Raw genomic sequence first — 16,912 nt, forward strand, 5'->3', positions numbered from 1 at the left:
CGTCTTTTCTTCTCCTGCATCGAGTTCAGCCCATGGCCCCGACCATCGCCCCCGTACATACCTCCCAACAGCTGCCGCGCGAGACCACGGTGGTGATCATCGGCGGCGGCATCATCGGGCTGACTGCGGCCCTGGCGCTGAGCGAGCGCGGTATCCCGGTGGTGGTGCTGGAAAAAGGCCGCATCGCCGCCGAGCAGTCATCGCGCAACCTGGGCTGGATTCGCAAGACCAGCCGCCACAGCCACGACATTCCCCTGGCCCAGGCCGCCGACCGGTTGTGGGCAGGCATGCCGGAGCGGGTCGGCGCCGATGTCGGCTACCGCCAGGCAGGGATCATGTTCGTTGCCCGCAACAGCGCGCAGATGGCCATGCACGAGGGCTGGATGCAAAGTGTTGGCGGGCTCGATCTGGATTCGCGACTGCTCAGCCGCCGCGAAATCGAACAGCTGGTGCCCGGTGGCCGCGAGCCGTGGGTCGGCGGCATCTACACCGGCTCCGACGGCCGCGCCGAACCGACCCTTGCCTCAAGCGCCATTGCCGCTGCGGCCATGGCCAAGGGCGCGGTCATCATCGAGCAGTGCGCGGTGCGTGCGCTGGTGCGCTCGGCGGGGCAGGTCAGTGGCGTGCTCACCGAGGCCGGTGAAGTGCGCTGCAGCCAGGTGCTGCTGGCCGGTGGTCTGTGGTCGCGGCGCTTTCTTGGCAACGAAGGCGTGAGCCTGCCTACCTTGCCGCTGATCTGCTCGGTGATGCGCACAGCACCGATGGCCGGGCCGACCGAGATCGCTGTCGGTGCCCCGGACTTTTCCTTCCGCAAGCACAAGGATGGCGGCTTCATCGTCACCCAGCGCGGCGCTTTGGATGCCTCGCTGACCCTCGATCACTTCCTGCTGGCGCCCAAGTACATGCCCGCGCTGCGTGCCCAGCGCAGTTTCCTGCGTGTGGGCGTGGGGCGCGACCTGTTCGCCGACCTGGCCCTGGCGCGACGCTGGCGGGGCGATCAGGTGTCGCCGTTCGAGAAGGTGCGCATCAAAGACCCGCAGGCCAACCCCAAGCTCAACGACGAAGCCTTGCGCAACCTGCGCGCCGCCTGGCCGGTGTTCGAGCAGGCGACAGTCGAGCAGGCCTGGGCTGGCACCATCGATATCACCCCCGATTCCAACCCGGTGATCGGCCCGGTCGCGGCAATTCCCGGGCTGACCGTGGCCACCGGCTTCTCCGGCCACGGCTTCGGCACCTCACCGGCTGCCGGGCAACTGGCCGCAGATCTGGTGTCCGGGCAGACGCCGATCATCGATCCTGCGCCATATCACTTCGACCGTTTCGTCTGAACCGGCTCAGGCCTTCTGCGCGACCAGGGTGTAGCACATTGGCACTTGCCGTTCGCCACCCTGTTCGTACAGATCGTAGAGGTCCTCGCGGTTGGAGTGGGCGTACTCCTCGAAGCCGCGCACGTGCAGCCCCGCAGCCACAAGCCCGTTGAATAGCTCACCGAGGGTGTACAGATGCCAGTACGAGGGCAGGCCTATGGCCTGGCCTTGTCCCTCGTAGACAATGGCGCCGTCCTCGATCAGTGGCTCGCGCTGGAAGTACGAACGGGCCACCTGCCAAGGGTCGGCGGCGCTGGGTTCGAACACTTCCAGGAACGGGTGGGTTTCGTAGATCACCAGATGCCCGCCCGGCACCAGGGTGCTGGCGACATGGCGCAGGAACGCGCCCAGATCCGGCATCCAGTTGAGGACGCCGATGGTGATCAACGCCACATCGAAGTGCTGCGTGAGCGGGGCCGGCAGGTGGTGAATATCCGCTTCGATGAAGGTCGGTGCATGGGGTGACAACGCGGTCAGTGCCTGCGCGTGCTCAAGGAATGCCGCCGACTGATCGACACCCACCACCTCGTGCGCACCCAGCGCGAACAGCGACAACACCTCGCGGCCATTGTTGCAGCCCAGCTGGATGACCCGCTTGCCGCTCAGGTCGAGCTGGCTGAGCAGGGCATTGAGTGTTTCGTCCAAGCAGTTGAAGCGCTCGTTGCGCACCGCCTCGCACAGCCACTGCCAGGCGGGTGTATCGCGGTGGTGCGGGGCTGAAGCGTTCCAGGCTTCGCGGTTATGGGCAATCACATCGTCGGTGCACGGCATGGCGTCGATCACTCCTGTTGATCCGGCGTTGGGGGACGCGGCGATAGTGGCGAGCGAACCTCATTCCTGCAAGGGCCCGGCGCAGGCATTAGTTAAGTACCCGGTCCAGCCTGAGGGGCTTCCCTAGAGTGACGCCGGCCACTTCCGGCCGTTTTTCTCTGGAGCCATCCCACATGGACACTCTCTATCCCTTCAGCGACAGCGATGTCACCCAAGCTTTTGAAACCTTGGCTGCCACGCTGTTCGACACCACCCGTGACACCGACTGCGACACCTGCCCGCCAGCGCCCAAGCTGCTGATCGTTGCCGGCGCGCAGGGCTCGGGCAAGACCTACCTGCTGGAGAACAGCTTGCTGCCCAGCGGCCGCTACGACAACTACGTGCGCCTGTACCTGTCGGCGTTCCGCGAACTGCACCCGCACTACGCAGCGATGCAGGCGCACGGCACGCTGCATGTCTACGAGCACACCGAGGCGTTCGTCTGGGCGCTGGGCGGGCGGGTGTTTCAGCATGCCTTCGACAACCACTTCAACATCATCATGGAAAGCGCGTTGGACAGCCCGTTGTTCGCGCAATTTCCCCCCGCTGCGGTGGAGCAGGGCTATCAGTTCGAGGTGCACATGATCGCCTGCCAGAAGGCCTTCAGCCATTGGTCGACCCTGGACCGCTGCATCAAGAGCCTGGCCCGTGACGAGCTGGAGCGTTTCGTGCCGCTGTCGAGCATCGAGGCCTCGCAGCTCAACGCCCGGGCCATCCTCGATGCCTTCGAAAACGCCTGCCTGCAAGTGCCCGGCTCGCAGATCACCCTCTACCATCGCGGTTTCGACACCGAACTGCAGAGCCAGCCGCTGTGCCACAGCCGCTGCCTTAACCCCAGCGAACTGCTGCCGCAGGCCGATTACCGGGGTGTGCCATTCATCACCTTGCCGCAGCTCAACCCGTCCTTCGAGATTCGCCGCGACCCGCAGGCCAATGCACCGTGCAGCTACCTGCAATATGCCCAGGTGGTGCATGCCGGCATCATCGAGGCGGCGCAGCGCCAGCATATGGTGCAGGCCTGCTGCAACAGCCTGGCGCGTGCCCAGGCGCAGATGCCCAAGGTGCCGGCGTCGGTATTTCGTGAGTTGAGCCTGTACGTGCTCACCTATGTGTACCCGTAAGCGCTGGGCAATCGAGCCAATCGCAGGTTGGCGAGTCGGGTGCCTGGCGCCGCGGCTCGCCAACCTGGGGAAATTTCTCTGAACACCCCATCGCCATGCCCGGTCACAACCTCCACGTACCCGTTTTACACACACACCGCACACGCAGCTACCGAGGATCTGGGCCATGACCACCACCGTAGGCGACTTCCTGATCGAGCGACTCAGCCAGTGGGGTGTCACGCGCATCTTTGGCTACCCGGGCGACGGCATCAATGGGGTGTTCGGCGCCATGCGCCGAGCGCCGGGCAAGATCGAGTTCGTGCAATGCCGACACGAGGAAATGGCCGCGTTCATGGCCAGCGCCCATGCCAAGTTCACCGGTGAGCTGGGGGTGTGCATCGCCACCTCCGGGCCAGGTGCCTCGCACCTGCTCACCGGCCTGTATGACGCGCGCATGGACCACATGCCGGTGCTGGCGATTGCCGGGCAACAGGCGCGCACCGCCATCGGCGGCCATTACCAGCAAGAGCTGGACTTGCTGTCGATGTTCAAGGATGTCTCCGGGGCCTTCGTGCAACAGGCCTCTGAGGTGTCGCAGGTGCGCCACCTGCTCGACCGCGCGGTGCGCATCGCCATCGGCGAGCGCCGCGTCACCACTTTGATTCTGCCCAACGACCTGCAAGACCTGCCCTACGAAGAACCCGCCCGCGCCCACGGCACGGTGCATTCCGGGGTGGGCTACAGCCGGCCGAAAACCGTGCCCTACGAGCACGACCTGGAGCGCGCCGCGCAGGTGCTCAACGAGGGCAAGCGGGTGGCGATTCTGGTCGGTGCCGGGGCCTTGGGCGCCAGCGAGCAGGTGCGCGCCATTGCCGAAAAGCTCGGAGCCGGGGTGGCCAAGGCGTTGCTGGGCAAGGCGGTGCTGCCCGATGACCTGCCGTGGGTCACCGGCAGCATCGGCCTGCTCGGCACCGAGCCGAGCTACCAGTTGATGGAAGAGTGCGACACCCTGCTGATGATCGGCTCGGGCTTCCCCTATGCCGAATTCCTGCCCAAGGAAGGCCAGGCCCGAGGCGTTCAGATCGACATCAGCCCAGGCATGCTCAGCCTGCGTTACCCGATGGAGGTGTGCCTGGCCGGTGACGCCGCCGACACCTTGAGCGCCTTGCTGCCGCTGATCGAGCGCAAGGCCGAGCGCAAGTGGCAGCAGAAGGTCGAACGCTGGCATGCGGCCTGGGACAAGAAACTGCACAAGCGCGCGCTGACCAGCGCTGACCCGATCAACCCGCAGCGCGTGGTGCACGAGCTGTCGGCGCAGTTGCCGGACGCCTCGATCATCACCAGCGATTCAGGCTCGTGCGCCAACTGGTTCGCCCGCGATCTGAAAATCCGTGAAGGCATGATGTGCTCGTTGTCGGGAGGCCTGGCCTCGATGGGTGCTGCCGTGCCCTATGCCATCGCCGCCAAGTTCGCCCATCCCGAGCGGCCGGTGATCGCCCTGGTCGGTGATGGCGCGATGCAGATGGACAACCTCGCCGAGCTGATCACCGTCGCCAAGTACTGGAAGCGCTGGGGCAATGGCCGCTGGATCTGCGCGGTGTTCAACAACGAAGACCTCAATCAGGTGACCTGGGAGCAGCGGGTGATGGAGGGCGATCCGAAGTTCGCCGCCTCCCAGGACATCCCCGATGTGCCGTACCACCTGTTCGCCATTTCCATCGGCCTGAAGGGCATTTTCGTCGACCGCGAAGAAGACGTGGCCGCGGCCTGGGAGAAGGCGCTGGCCAGCGATGTGCCGGTGTTGATCGAGTTCAAGACCGACCCCAACGTTGCGCCGTTACCGCCGCACATCAAGCTGGAACAGGCGAAAAAACTCACCTCGACCCTGCTCAAGGGCGATCCGAACGAAGCCGGGATCATCAAGCAGACGGCCAAACAGCTGCTCAGCAGTGTGTTGCCGACGAAAAAGAGCGATTGAGCTTCATTCAGCGCCGCTGCCTGCCAGCGGCGCTGCTGGCGCGCGCGTCAGGCTTCGAGGAAGTGTCGCAGCGTTGGCAGCAGGTCTGCGGTGGCGCTTTCGTGGAGTGAATGCTCGGCGAACGGCAGGTTGAACAGCCGTGCCCCGGCAACCCGCTCGGTCAGCTCGACCACATTGCCGCGCGACACCAGGGGATCGTCGTCGCCGCGCACCACCAGCACCTCGGCCTTGATCTGGCGCACCGAGTCGCCGGGGTAGCCGCTTGCATCAGACGCCAGCCACATGCCGCGCACGGCCTCGAGCAAACGTTCGAAATTCGCCTGCGGGTTGAGGGCTTCGTACCGCGCCACCTCTTCAGGGAACATCTCGCGCCAGGCCTCGGCGCTGATGCGCTGGTACAGCGCGCGGGTCGGGTCGTGCTTAGGCAGCGCCCAGTGCGCGCCGATGCACACCAGCTTGTCGACCTTGAGCGCACCTGCCGCCGCCAGGCGCAGGCCGACGATGCCGCCGTCGCTGTGGCCGATCACGCTGATACCGGGCACCTGCAGATGCGCGACCAAGGCCTGCACGTCACGCTCCAGCCGCGCATAGCTGAGCGCCGCGCTGCCCAGAGTCGAGGCGCCGTGCCCGCGGCTGTCGAGGCCGATCAGGCGGAAACGCTCGCCCAGCGCTGGCAGCAGCGGGTTGAAGGTTTCCAGGGTGCCGAGCCCACCGTGCAGCAACAGCAATACCGGGCCTTGCGGATTGCCGGATTCCTCGTAGTAGAGCTGGGCGTCATCGACGAGCAGGGTGTGGCCGTGTTGATGGGTGAAAGGTGTCATGCAAACGTCCTGTTCGATGGAATGCGGAGCGCAATGGGAACATATCGTGGTGTGCTGCGTCATGGATCACGTGGCAGTCAGGCCACTGGATGGCCGATCTGACTGCAGTTTCGCGCCCGTGCGGGCGGTATTCGCGTTACAGTCGCGGCTCTGGCAAGGGCTTGAATGATGGGCGGGGACGATCACGATGAACACTTCACGGGCCATGGCGCGCCTGACGCTGCCGGCGCTGTGGCTGGCCGCGACCCTGGCCCAGGCCTACGGCCATTATCAGGTCGAGCGCCCGGCGGGTGAGGGCGGCGCTTTGCGGGTCAGCCTGATTCTGCCGCAGGACGCGCTGCCGGAGCTGCGCAGGTTCTACGCCCGCGGGGTGGACTGGGGGCTCGAATCACAGGTGCGCGAGCCGCAGTGCGAGGGCGGCTTCAGGCTCGAGCAGGACGACTACGGCTACTGGCTGGCCCCGCCTGGTTGCCGCGTCATCAGCTGGCGGGTGGACGCCCCGCTGCGCGCCGAGGGCAGCGTGAGTGCGTCGGCGCCGGCCAGCATGGCCCTGGCTGCGGGCGACTGGACGCTGCTTTCAGAGCCGACCTCACTGCTGCGCCCGATTCACGGCGGGCCGGCTGCGCAGACCCTGCACGGCGCTACTGCGCAGACCCCGGTGCTTGGGGCCAGTCCGGGTCAGTCGGGCGGCTGGCAGGTGCCGCAAGCGAGCGCGGGCCTGGAGCTCTACCTGATGGGCGCGGCACGCACTGAGCGGCGTCAGATCGGCGCCTTCGACGTGCGCCATGGCGCCGATGATCTGCAACGGGTGCAGCGTCTGGGCCTGCTCGACGCCCATGGCAAGGTCTTGAAGTACCTGGCCCACGTGGTGTATGGCGCAGTGCCCGTGCCGAAGGATCAGCGGGCGTTGCTGGTGGTCTGGCTGGGCCTCGATGCGGCCCATGGCCCTACGGGTGCAACCGCAGGCGGTCGAAGTCTTTTGCTCAACTACCCGACTGGCGATCAGCCCCACGCTGCCGAAAACCTCGCCAGCAGCCTGGCAAGCCTCGCCCACGGGCAGTTCCAGCAACTGGCAGGCGCCCGGCGCGGCCCGCACCCGGCGTTGCCTGACTGGGTCAGCGAGAGCCTGGCGCAGTATTACGGCCTGCGCGCGCTTGACCACGTAGCGCCCGACAAGGCGGCCGCGACCAGGCTCAGTCAGCGCTTCATCGATCCTCAGCGCGAGGTCACGTTGCCATTGCCAGACGTGCAGCCCTTGTTTGCAAGCGACCGGCCCAGGGCGCTGGAAATGGCCAATCGACAAGGCGCGACGTTCTGGGCACAGCTGGACCGCGCGCTGCGCAGCACGGCTGCTGACAGTCACGGGCTCGATGCCTATATACCGGCGCTGCTGCAGATGGACTTTGCCGAGGACGGCCGCTTGCCGGAGGCTTTTCTGTCGCAGTTGCATGCACTTGAGCGTGAGCCGGTAGACGCGGTGCTGAGCAAGTACCTGAGCGGCGAGGCGCAGTAACCTGCGATCGACTGACTATCCTGAGAGGCCCGGCGGATGTGATCGTACAACTGCTTGCGCTATCATGGCGGCTATTTTCCAACGTGAACGACAGGGCATGACAGAGAAGCAGGTACAGGCCAGCGCCCGGCGCAAACCGCGCAGTCTGGCTCAGGAACTGGTCACGGTGCTGACCGAACGCATCCGCAGCGGCCAGCTCAAGCGCGGTGACAAACTGCCGACCGAATCGCAGATCATGGCGGCCGAAGGCGTCAGCCGCACCGTGGTACGTGAGGCGATTTCTCGGTTGCAGGCCGCCGGGCAGGTCGAGACGCGTCATGGTATCGGCACCTTCGTGCTCAACGCCGCTACAAGTGGAGGCTTGCGCATCGACCCGGCCACTGTGGTGACCTTGCGCGAGGTGCTGGCGGTGCTGGAGCTGCGTATCGCGCTGGAGGTCGAGTCGGCGGGGTTGGCCGCGCAGCGACGCAGCGAAGCGGAGCTTGCCGACATGCGCGCGGCGCTCGACGAGCTCAACGAAGGGGCTGCGCATGCCACCGACGCTGTTTCGGCGGATTTTCAATTCCACCTGCACATCGCCCGGGCCAGCGGCAACCACTATTTCGCCGATATCCTCGATCATCTCGGGACCAGCATCATTCCGCGGACACGCCTCAATTCCGCGCGCCTGGCCCACGATGATCAGGCGCATTACCTGAGCCGGCTGATGCACGAGCATGAAGCGATCTACGAAGCTATTGCCCGTCGCGATGGCGAAGGGGCGAAAATGGCCATGCGCATGCACTTGAGCAATAGCCGTGAGCGCTTGCGCCAGGCCCATGAACACGCCGACGTGCACAAGGCCTGAACGCTCGCGCGCAGCACGACGAAGCCCCGCGAATGCGGGGCTTCGTCATTACCACAGGCGTCAGAGCGGCGCTTCGCTCCATTGCCCGTTGACCAGGCGGCGCAGGCCCAGCGGGTTGCTGTCGCGCAGCGCCTCTGGCAGCAGCGCCTGCGGGTAGTTCTGGTAGCACACCGGGCGCAGGAAGCGGTCGATGGCCAGTGTACCGACCGAGGTACCGCGGGCATCGGAGGTGGCCGGGTAGGGCCCGCCGTGAACCATGGCGTCGCACACTTCCACACCTGTCGGATAGCCGTTGATCAGGATACGGCCGACCTTTTCCTCCAGCAGCGGCACCAGCCAGGCGTAGGCCTGGAAATCCTCCGCTTCGCCGATCAGCGTGGCAGTCAACTGGCCGCGCAGGCCGAGCAGGGCGGCGCGCAGTTGCGCGTTGTCCTGCACCTCTACGGCCACCGTGGTCGGGCCGAACACCTCTTCCTGCAGCAGCGGGTCGGATGTCTCCAGCAGGCGGGCCTGGGCCTTGAACAGCTGCGCGCGGGCCTGATTGCCCTGCTGAACCTGGCCGGCCAGGTGCTGGATGCCGCTGTGGGCTTGAAGGTGTTCGAGGCCGCTGACATAGCTGCGCAGGCCGCCTGCATTGAGCAGGGTCTGGCCAGCCTGAGCGTCCAAGTGTTGGCCCAGATCGGCCAGCAGCTGGCTGAACTGCGGCGATTGCAGACCGATGAGCAGGCCTGGATTGGTGCAGAACTGGCCTGCGCCCATGCACACGGAACCGGCCAGCTCGCGGGCGATGGCCTCGCCACGCTTGGCCAGTGCGCTCGGCAGAAGGATCACCGGGTTGATGCTGGACATCTCGGCGAACACCGGGATTGGCTGCGGACGCTCGGCGGCCATCCGGCACAGCGCATCGCCACCGCTGAGCGAACCGGTGAAGCCGACGGCCTGGATCGCCGGGTGCTTGACCAGCGCCTCGCCCACGCGGCTGCCGAAGATCATGTTGAATACGCCCTTGGGCATGCCAGTGCGCTCGGCGGCGCGGATGATCGCGGCGCCGACCAGATCGGCCGTTGCCATGTGCCCGCTGTGGGCCTTGAACACCACGGGGCAACCGGCGGCGAAGGCGGCAGCGGTATCACCGCCTGCGGTGGAGAAGGCCAGCGGGAAATTGCTGGCACCGAACACCGCCACCGGGCCGACGCCGATGCGCATCTGCCGCAGGTCTACGCGCGGCAGCGGCTGGCGCTCGGGCAGCGCCAGGTCGATGCGCGCGCCGAGGAAATCCCCACGCCGCAGAACCTGGGCGAACAGGCGCATCTGCCCGCTGGTGCGGCCGCGCTCACCCTGGATACGGGCGCTGGGCAGCGCGGTTTCGCGGCAAACGATAGCGACGAAGCTGTCGTCGAGCTCGTCCAGTTCGGCCGCGATGGCGTCGAGGAACTCGGCGCGACGGGCAGGGCTGAGCTGGCGAAATTCGCCGAACGCGGCCTGGGCAGCATTCGCAGCCTGGTCGACTTCGTCGTCGGTGGCCTGGGCGAAGTGGTAGGGCAAGGCCTCGCCGGTGCTGGCGTCGAGGCTCTGCAGGCGCTGCGAACCCGCGGCGCTACGGGCGCCTGCGATGAAATTGTGGCCGAGGATCTCTGGCATGTTGGGCTCCTGGAAGGATGGATGATCAGGTAATCGGTGCCGGATTGAACAAGGTGATGTCGTTGTGCAGGCGGTGCTGTTCTGCCCAGGTCTGTTTGCGGCCGCTGGCGACGTCCAGGTAGTAGTGGAACAGCTCCCAGCCCAGTTCTTCGATGCTCGAGCGGCCACTGGCGATGCGCCCGGCGTCGATGTCGATCAGGTCCGGCCAGCGCTGCGCCAGTTCACTGCGCGTGCAGACCTTGACCACCGGGGCCATGGCCAGGCCATAGGGCGTGCCGCGGCCGGTGGTGAAGACGTGCAGGTTCATGCCGGCGGCCAGTTGCAGCGTGCCGCAGACAAAATCGCTGGCCGGCGTCGCGCAGAAGATCAGGCCCTTGCGTGTGACCCGCTCGCCAGGGCCGAGTACGCCCTGGATCGCGCCACTGCCGGACTTGACGATCGAACCGAGGGATTTCTCCACGATGTTCGACAGGCCACCCTTCTTGTTGCCGGGTGTGGTATTGGCGCTGCGATCTGCCGCGCCTTGTTGCAGGTAACGGTCGTACCAGTCCATTTCGCGCACCAGGGCGTCGGCAACGTTCTGGTCCTGCGCGCGCGAGGTGAGCATGTAGATGGCGTCGCGCACCTCGGTAACCTCCGAGAACAGCACAGTGGCGCCGGCCCGTACCAGCAGGTCGGCGGCATGACCGAGCGCCGGGTTCGCGGTGATACCGGAAAAGGCATCGCTGCCGCCGCACTGCATGCCCAGAATCAGTTCGCTGGCCGGTACCGGTTCGCGGCGGCGCTGGTCGAGTTTCTTCAGGCGGGTTTCGGCCAGCGCCATGATCTGCTCGATCATCTCCACGAAGCCCAGGCTTGCGTCCTGAAGGCGGTAGAGCCACGGTTCGCTGAGGTCGACCGACGGGTCGTCCGCGTGCATGACCTGGTCGGCCTGAAGCTTTTCGCAGCCCAGGCTGATGACCAGTGCTTCGCCGCCCAGATTAGGGTTGCGCGCAAGATTGCGCACGGTGCGAATCGGAATGTAGGCATCGCGGGCGTTGATCGCCACGCCGCAGCCATAGCTGTGGGTGAGGGCGACCACGTCATCGACGTTGGGGTAGTTGGGCAACAGCTCGGCGCGGATGCGCTTGACCGCATGCTCCAGCACGCCGGTCACGCACTGCACGGTGGTGGTGATGCCGAGGATGTTGCGCGTGCCGACGGTGCCGTCGGCGTTGCGGTAGCCGTCGAAGGTAAAACCCTCCAGCGGCGCCAACGGTGGCGGCACCGCGTCACAGCGCGGCAAGCTGTCGAGGGCGGGTGCGGCCGGCATGGCGAGTTGGCTTTCCTGCACCCAACTGCCCTGGCGCAGGTCTGCCAGCGCATGCCCGATGATTTGCCCGTAGCGGCGTACGGGCTCACCCTTGGCAATATCCACCGTGGCGACCTTGTGGCTCTGCGGCACGGCTTCGACCAGGGTCAGGCCGTCGGCGAAACGCGCGCCTTCGCCAAGGCCGCCGTCGTTGACCACGACCACGACATTGTCGTCGTCGTGCAGGCGGACGTAGTGAGGTGAGTCGGAGTGTTCGATCAACTGCATGTTGGGCCTATCTGTCAGGTTCTCAGGCTTTTTGTACATCTGCCCGCAGCGCACCAGCCGCCGCGGGCGTGTTCACTCAGGGGCGCGAGCTGGCCAGTGCGCTGGGCGCATCAGGCTCGGTCTTGGCCTTCGGGGCGTCGTCGCGCAGTTCGATGCGTTTGATCGGGCCGACGATCACCAGGTAGCTGAACACCGCCACCAGCGCGTTGGCACCCACGTACACCAAGGCCCACTTGAACGAGCCGGTGGCGCTGATGATGTAGCCGATGACGATCGGTGTGGTGATCGAGGCGATATTGCCGAAGGTGTTGAACAGGCCGCCCGAAAGCCCGGCGATCTGCTTGGGCGAGGTGTCTGCCACCACCGCCCAGCCCAGCGCGCCAATGCCCTTGCCGAAGAAGGCCAGGGTCATGAAGCCGACTACCATCCACTCGGCGTCGACGTAGTTGCAGAACACCATGGTCGTCGATAGCAACAGCCCGCAGACGATCGGCAGCTTGCGCGAGAAGGTCAGCGAGTTGCCGCGACGCAGCAGCCAGTCCGAGATCACCCCGCCTAGCACACCCCCGATGAAGCCGCAGATCGCCGGCAACGAGGCGATGAAGCCCGCCTTGAGAATGGTCATGCCGCGTTCCTGCACCAGGTACACGGGGAACCAAGTCAGGAAAAAGTAAGTGATGGCGTTGATGCAGTACTGGCCCAGGTAGACGCCCAGCAGCATGCGGCTGGTGAGCAACTGCTTGATGTAGCCCCACTTCGGGCCGTCGTTGCCACGCTTGTGATCCATGTCCACCAGGCCGCCGTTGCGCTCGATGTGCTCGAGCTCGCCGGCGCTGATGCGCGGATGCTGCTTGGGGTTGTAGATGGTTTTCATCCACACCATCGAGAAGACGATGCCCAGCGCGCCCATGACCACGAAGACGTGCTCCCAGCCGAAACTGAACACGATCCAGCCCATGATCGGCGCGAACAGGGCGGTTGCGAAGTACTGCGCCGAGTTAAAGATGGCCGATGCCGTGCCCCGTTCCTGGGTCGGGAACCAGGCCGCGACGATACGCGCATTGCCGGGGAAGGAGGGCGCTTCGGCGAAGCCGACCAGAAAGCGCAGGGTGAACAAGGTGACGACCGCCCAGGCCACCGGCATGCCGCCGACGAAACCCTGCAACAGGGTGAACAACGACCAGGTGAAAATGCTCACGGCGTAGACGTTCTTGGAGCCGAACCGATCGAGCAGCCAGCCACCAGGAATCTGCCCTGCGACATAGGCCCAGCCGAACGCGGAGAAGATGTAACCGAGGGTCACGGCATCGATGCCGAGGTCTTTCTGCAGGCTGGAGCCTGCGATGGCGATGGTGGCGCGGTCGGCGTAGTTGATCGTGGTCACCAGAAACAGCATGAACAGGATCAGGTAGCGCACATGCGTCTTCTTAGTCGCTTGCATGCTGGTTGTACTCCCACTAGTTATTGTTGTGCGGGGTCATTGGATGTAGCCGGAGTGTGACAGGCCCACTCCGGGGTGGCCTCTGCGAGGCCGAGGGATGGGTTTACTGCGGCCCCATCTTGTCCATCAATGCAGCGAGCATTTCGTACTCGTCGGCGGTGAGGTCGGTGAGTGGAGTCCGCACCGGGCCTGCGTCATGGCCGGCAATCCTGGCGCCAGCCTTGACGATGCTCACGGCGTAGCCGGCCTTGCGGTTGCGGATGTCCAGGTAGGGCAGGAAGAAATCGTCGATCAGCTTGCCGACCGTGGCGTGGTCGTCGCGGGCAACGGCGTGGTAGAAGTCCATGGCCGTCTTGGGCACGAAGTTGAACACCGCCGAGGAATAAACCGGTACGCCCAGGGCCTTGTAGGCGGCCGCGTAGACCTCAGCCGTCGGCAGACCGCCCAGGTAGCTGAAACGGTCACCCAGGCGACGACGAATCGACACCATCAGCTCGATGTCACCCAGGCCATCCTTGTAGCCGATCAGGTTGGGGCAGCGCTCGGCCAGGCGCTCCAGCAGGTCGGCATTGAGGCGGCAGACATTGCGGTTGTAGACCACCACACCGATGTTCACCGATTTGCACACGGCCTCGACGTGGGCTGCCACGCCGTCCTGGCTGGCCTCGGTCAGGTAATGCGGCAGCAGCAACAGGCCTTTTGCCCCCAGACGTTCTGCTTCCTGGGCGTACTCGATAGCCTGACGCGTAGCGCCACCCACACCGGCCAGGATCGGCACCGAAGTGGCGCAGGTATCCACAGCGGTCTTGATCACCTGGCTGTACTCGCTGGCAGCGAGGGAGAAGAACTCACCGGTGCCACCTGCGGCGAACAGCGCGCTGGCGCCATAGGGGGCGAGCCATTCCAGGCGCTTGATGTAGCTCGCCTGGTTGAAGTCGCCCTGGGCGTTGAAGTCGGTGACCGGGAAAGACAGCAGGCCGTGGGAGAGGATGGATTTCAGATCTTGTGGATTCATTGTTGTAAGGATCCTGTGGCGCTTGAGGTGAAAGGTGCTGCAGTGCGAAGGTAAGTTATCGTACAACCTAGATGATGACTAGAGGCCTGTTGAGAATTTTTTGCGCTGAAGGAGCTGTATTTCTAACTTTTCGGGCGCTGAGGGGGCGTTTCCTGCGCTATGTCATACGATGACATCAACAGGAATCGCCTGTGCTGGTCACAGCCCAGGCTGTTGCGGGAAGTGCATCGAGTGCCAGCGAGGTGACGTCTGCCGTCTGGGGTGAGCTGGCGCACGTCGGCTCGGCAGGTAGGTCGGAGTCGATGGCGCGCAGCGTTCATTCAGCGCCGATTCTGGCGCCTACAGTGCTGGGGGTGAGGAAGGGGGTGCTGCGGGTGGTTTCGAATGGCTCGAACCGTTACGCCTGCCGCATCGGATGGGCGTAACGGTCGGGCAGCGGCGCTGCCGCCGGGGAGGGCGGAGCGTTATCGATCAGCGGCGTCTGAACAGCGGCAGCGGCTGGTCGGTGGCGCCCTGGTAGGTGACCGAGAAGTCCTTGAGGCCTTCCAGAGCATCGACCGGGTCTTTGTCGGCGCGAATGGCGAATGCGTCGAACCCGCAGCGGGCCATGTAGAACAGTTGGTCGCGCAGCACATCGCCGATGGCGCGCAGCTCGCCAGTGAACTTGTAGCGGTCACGCAGCAGGCGCGCGTTGGAGTAGTTGCGCCCGTCGGTGAAGGCCGGGAAATTCAGCGCGATCACCTGGAAATCGGCAACGTGCTCACCGATTTCCTCGGCTTCTTCGTCGGCATCCAGCCACACACCCAAGCCGCCGTCACGGGCCTTGAGGGCGTGACCATGATCGCGCCACATCTGCAACGGCACGATATAGTCATCGCAGTTGCTCAGCTCATCGAACGAGGCGTCCTTGGGCAACAGGTGCCAGGTTTCGTCGATGATCTGCTGGTTCTTAATGATTCGCTGCATAGACGCGCTCCTTGAAGGGGTCGATACCGATCCGCTGGTAGGTGTCGATGAAGCGTTCGTCTTCGGTGCGTTTCTCGACGTAGACATCGATCAGTTTGCCGATCACATCGGCCATCTGCTCCTGGGCGAACGAGGGGCCGAGGATCTTGCCCAGGCTGGCGTCGCGCGAAGCGTTGCCGCCCAGCGATACCTGGTAGAACTCTTCGCCCTTCTTGTCGACGCCAAGAATGCCGATGTGCCCCACGTGGTGGTGACCACAGGCATTCATGCAGCCGGAAATGTTCAGGTCGAGCTCACCGATGTCGAACAGGTAGTCGAGGTCATCGAAGCGGCGCTGGATGGATTCTGCGATCGGGATCGACTTGGCGTTGGCCAACGAGCAGTAATCGCCGCCGGGGCAGCAGATGATGTCGGTCAGCAGGCCGATGTTCGGCGTGGCGAAGCCGCCCTCGCGCAGTTCCTGCCACAGCGTGTGCAACTGGCGCTGTTCGACGTCGGCAAGAATGATGTTCTGTTCGTGCGAGGTACGCAGGAAGCCGAAGCTGTAGCGCTCGGCCAGATCGGCCACGGCATCGAGCTGCTTGTCGGTCAGATCGCCCGGGGCGATGCCGGTGGGCTTGAGCGACAGGGTCACGGCCACGTAACCGGGGCGCTTGTGCGCACGGGTGTTGCGCGAACGCCAGCGGGCAAAGCCTGGGAAGTCCTGATCGAGGGCGCTGTAGTCGACGTTTTCCAGGGCCTGGTAGGCCGGGTCGACGAAATGCCGCGAGACGCGCTCGACTTCCGCCTCGGTCAGGGTGCTGTCGCCGCCGCGCAGGTGGACCATTTCGGCTTCGACCTTCTCGGCGAACACTTGCGGGGTCAGGGCCTTGACCAGAATCTTGATCCGCGCCTTGTACTTGTTGTCACGGCGACCGTAACGGTTGTACACGCGCAGGATCGCGTCGAGGTAGCTGATCAGGTCTTGCCAGGGCAGGAACTCGTTGATGAACGAGCCGACCACCGGGGTACGGCCCAGGCCACCACCGACCAGCACGCGGAAGCCCAGTTCACCGGCCTCGTTGCGCACCGGCTCAAGACCGATGTCGTGCACTTCGATGGCGGCACGGTCGTCTTTCGAACCGTTGATGGCGATCTTGAACTTGCGCGGCAGGTAGGCGAATTCGGGGTGGAAGGTGGTCCACTGACGGACGATTTCGCACCACGGACGCGGGTCGACCAGCTCGTCGGCAGCGACACCTGCGAACTGGTCGGTGGTGGTGTTGCGCAGGCAGTTGCCGCTGGTCTGGATGGCGTGCATCTGCACGGTGGCCAGCTCGGCGAGGATGTCCGGGATGTCTTCAAGGGCCGGCCAGTTGTACTGCACGTTCTGCCGGGTACTGATGTGGGCATAGCCCTTGTCGTAGTCGCGGGCGATCCTGGCCAGGGTACGAACCTGGGCGGCGTTCAGCTGTCCGTAAGGCACAGCGACGCGCAGCATCGGCGCGAAACGTTGGATGTACAGGCCGTTCTGCAGGCGCAGAGGGCGGAATTCTTCTTCGCTCAGTTCCCCGGCCAGGTAGCGGCGGGTCTGATCACGGAACTGCTTGACGCGGTCCTCGATGATCCGCTGATCGTACTCGTCGTATACGTACATAAAAGTCCTGTCTCAGGCTGCATGCAGCTATTCGCGCGCACGGCCGCGCACTCCGTCTCGGAGCCGGGGAAATGTATCAGGTTGCGTTTATGCGCTAAAGTGATGTTTTTGCATATGCAAATAACCAGTCGAACTAAACGAGACTGACTGTTATTTGTGTCTTTGATCAGGGTGTCTATAATCCGACGTTTGCCC

The 16,912-nt window shown here is 64.8% G+C and carries 13 protein-coding genes; 5 read left to right on the forward strand and 8 right to left on the reverse strand.

Annotated elements, in window-relative coordinates; translation table 11 throughout:
* Positions 1-32: 32 nt before the first annotated feature.
* Positions 33-1,328, forward strand: coding sequence for an NAD(P)/FAD-dependent oxidoreductase (locus H618_RS0118145; protein ID WP_028696419.1), 1,296 nt, complete (start codon positions 33-35; stop codon positions 1,326-1,328).
* Between the two features lie 6 nt (positions 1,329-1,334).
* On the opposite strand, the gene H618_RS0118150 is transcribed toward H618_RS0118145, so the two are convergent.
* Positions 1,335-2,138, reverse strand: a complete 804-nt coding sequence (locus tag H618_RS0118150; protein WP_033727777.1) for a class I SAM-dependent methyltransferase — start codon at positions 2,136-2,138, stop codon at positions 1,335-1,337.
* A 173-nt stretch (positions 2,139-2,311) separates the two neighbouring features.
* Between H618_RS0118150 and H618_RS0118155 the strand changes: the two genes are divergently transcribed.
* Both H618_RS0118155 and H618_RS0118160 read left to right on the forward strand, forming a co-directional pair.
* On the forward strand, positions 2,312-3,298 hold the full coding sequence (locus H618_RS0118155) for a zeta toxin family protein (RefSeq protein ID WP_028696421.1): 987 nt from the start codon (positions 2,312-2,314) through the stop codon (positions 3,296-3,298).
* A gap of 166 nt (positions 3,299-3,464) precedes the next feature.
* A complete protein-coding gene (locus H618_RS0118160; RefSeq protein WP_028696422.1) occupies positions 3,465-5,258 on the forward strand; it encodes a thiamine pyrophosphate-requiring protein in 1,794 nt (597 codons plus the stop codon).
* A gap of 47 nt (positions 5,259-5,305) precedes the next feature.
* Here H618_RS0118160 and H618_RS0118165 read toward each other — a convergent pair whose 3' ends face one another.
* Positions 5,306-6,079, reverse strand: a complete 774-nt coding sequence (locus tag H618_RS0118165; RefSeq protein WP_028696423.1) for an alpha/beta fold hydrolase — start codon at positions 6,077-6,079, stop codon at positions 5,306-5,308.
* Positions 6,080-6,266: 187 nt separating this feature from the next.
* On the opposite strand from H618_RS0118165, the gene H618_RS0118170 reads away from it, so the two are divergent.
* The gene (locus H618_RS0118170) at positions 6,267-7,592 is read left to right on the forward strand and encodes a hypothetical protein (RefSeq protein WP_154660684.1); all 1,326 of its coding nucleotides are present in this window, start codon (positions 6,267-6,269) and stop codon (positions 7,590-7,592) included.
* Positions 7,593-7,689: 97 nt separating this feature from the next.
* On the forward strand, positions 7,690-8,439 hold the full coding sequence (locus H618_RS0118175) for a FadR/GntR family transcriptional regulator (RefSeq protein WP_028696425.1): 750 nt from the start codon (positions 7,690-7,692) through the stop codon (positions 8,437-8,439).
* Between the two features lie 60 nt (positions 8,440-8,499).
* Here H618_RS0118175 and H618_RS0118180 read toward each other — a convergent pair whose 3' ends face one another.
* The 6 genes from H618_RS0118180 to H618_RS0118205 form a co-directional block, all read right to left on the reverse strand.
* The gene (locus H618_RS0118180) at positions 8,500-10,080 is read right to left on the reverse strand and encodes an aldehyde dehydrogenase (NADP(+)) (protein ID WP_028696426.1); all 1,581 of its coding nucleotides are present in this window, start codon (positions 10,078-10,080) and stop codon (positions 8,500-8,502) included.
* Positions 10,081-10,105: 25 nt separating this feature from the next.
* Entirely contained in the window at positions 10,106-11,659 is a 1,554-nt protein-coding gene (gene garD, locus H618_RS0118185) for a galactarate dehydratase (protein ID WP_028696427.1), read from the reverse strand.
* Positions 11,660-11,735: 76 nt separating this feature from the next.
* Positions 11,736-13,100: an MFS transporter gene (locus H618_RS0118190; protein WP_028696428.1), complete on the reverse strand. Its 1,365-nt coding sequence runs from the start codon at positions 13,098-13,100 to the stop codon at positions 11,736-11,738.
* A gap of 103 nt (positions 13,101-13,203) precedes the next feature.
* Positions 13,204-14,115, reverse strand: coding sequence for a 5-dehydro-4-deoxyglucarate dehydratase (gene kdgD, locus H618_RS0118195; protein WP_028696429.1), 912 nt, complete (start codon positions 14,113-14,115; stop codon positions 13,204-13,206).
* Between the two features lie 471 nt (positions 14,116-14,586).
* A complete protein-coding gene (locus H618_RS0118200; RefSeq protein WP_028696430.1) occupies positions 14,587-15,081 on the reverse strand; it encodes a DUF934 domain-containing protein in 495 nt (164 codons plus the stop codon).
* Positions 15,065-16,717, reverse strand: coding sequence for a nitrite/sulfite reductase (locus tag H618_RS0118205; protein ID WP_028696431.1), 1,653 nt, complete (start codon positions 16,715-16,717; stop codon positions 15,065-15,067). Before H618_RS0118205 ends, H618_RS0118200 begins: the two co-directional genes overlap by 17 nt.
* Positions 16,718-16,912: the final 195 nt, after the last annotated feature.

Origin of the sequence: Pseudomonas cremoricolorata DSM 17059 = NBRC 16634 (genome assembly GCF_000425745.1) — a bacterium.
GTDB classification, from domain to species: domain Bacteria; phylum Pseudomonadota; class Gammaproteobacteria; order Pseudomonadales; family Pseudomonadaceae; genus Aquipseudomonas; species Aquipseudomonas cremoricolorata.

Excerpts from the sequence above, each read along its gene's own strand:
- H618_RS0118145 (WP_028696419.1), top strand. The coding sequence starts at position 33 with ATGGCCCCGACCATCGCCCCCGTACATACCTCCCAACAGCTGCCGCGC.
- H618_RS0118150 (WP_033727777.1), bottom strand. The coding sequence starts at position 2,138 with ATGCCGTGCACCGACGATGTGATTGCCCATAACCGCGAAGCCTGGAAC.
- H618_RS0118155 (WP_028696421.1), top strand. The coding sequence starts at position 2,312 with ATGGACACTCTCTATCCCTTCAGCGACAGCGATGTCACCCAAGCTTTT.
- H618_RS0118160 (WP_028696422.1), top strand. The coding sequence starts at position 3,465 with ATGACCACCACCGTAGGCGACTTCCTGATCGAGCGACTCAGCCAGTGG.
- H618_RS0118165 (WP_028696423.1), bottom strand. The coding sequence starts at position 6,079 with ATGACACCTTTCACCCATCAACACGGCCACACCCTGCTCGTCGATGAC.
- H618_RS0118170 (WP_154660684.1), top strand. The coding sequence starts at position 6,267 with ATGAACACTTCACGGGCCATGGCGCGCCTGACGCTGCCGGCGCTGTGG.
- H618_RS0118175 (WP_028696425.1), top strand. The coding sequence starts at position 7,690 with ATGACAGAGAAGCAGGTACAGGCCAGCGCCCGGCGCAAACCGCGCAGT.
- H618_RS0118180 (WP_028696426.1), bottom strand. The coding sequence starts at position 10,080 with ATGCCAGAGATCCTCGGCCACAATTTCATCGCAGGCGCCCGTAGCGCC.
- garD (WP_028696427.1), bottom strand. The coding sequence starts at position 11,659 with ATGCAGTTGATCGAACACTCCGACTCACCTCACTACGTCCGCCTGCAC.
- H618_RS0118190 (WP_028696428.1), bottom strand. The coding sequence starts at position 13,100 with ATGCAAGCGACTAAGAAGACGCATGTGCGCTACCTGATCCTGTTCATG.
- kdgD (WP_028696429.1), bottom strand. The coding sequence starts at position 14,115 with ATGAATCCACAAGATCTGAAATCCATCCTCTCCCACGGCCTGCTGTCT.
- H618_RS0118200 (WP_028696430.1), bottom strand. The coding sequence starts at position 15,081 with ATGCAGCGAATCATTAAGAACCAGCAGATCATCGACGAAACCTGGCAC.
- H618_RS0118205 (WP_028696431.1), bottom strand. The coding sequence starts at position 16,717 with ATGTACGTATACGACGAGTACGATCAGCGGATCATCGAGGACCGCGTC.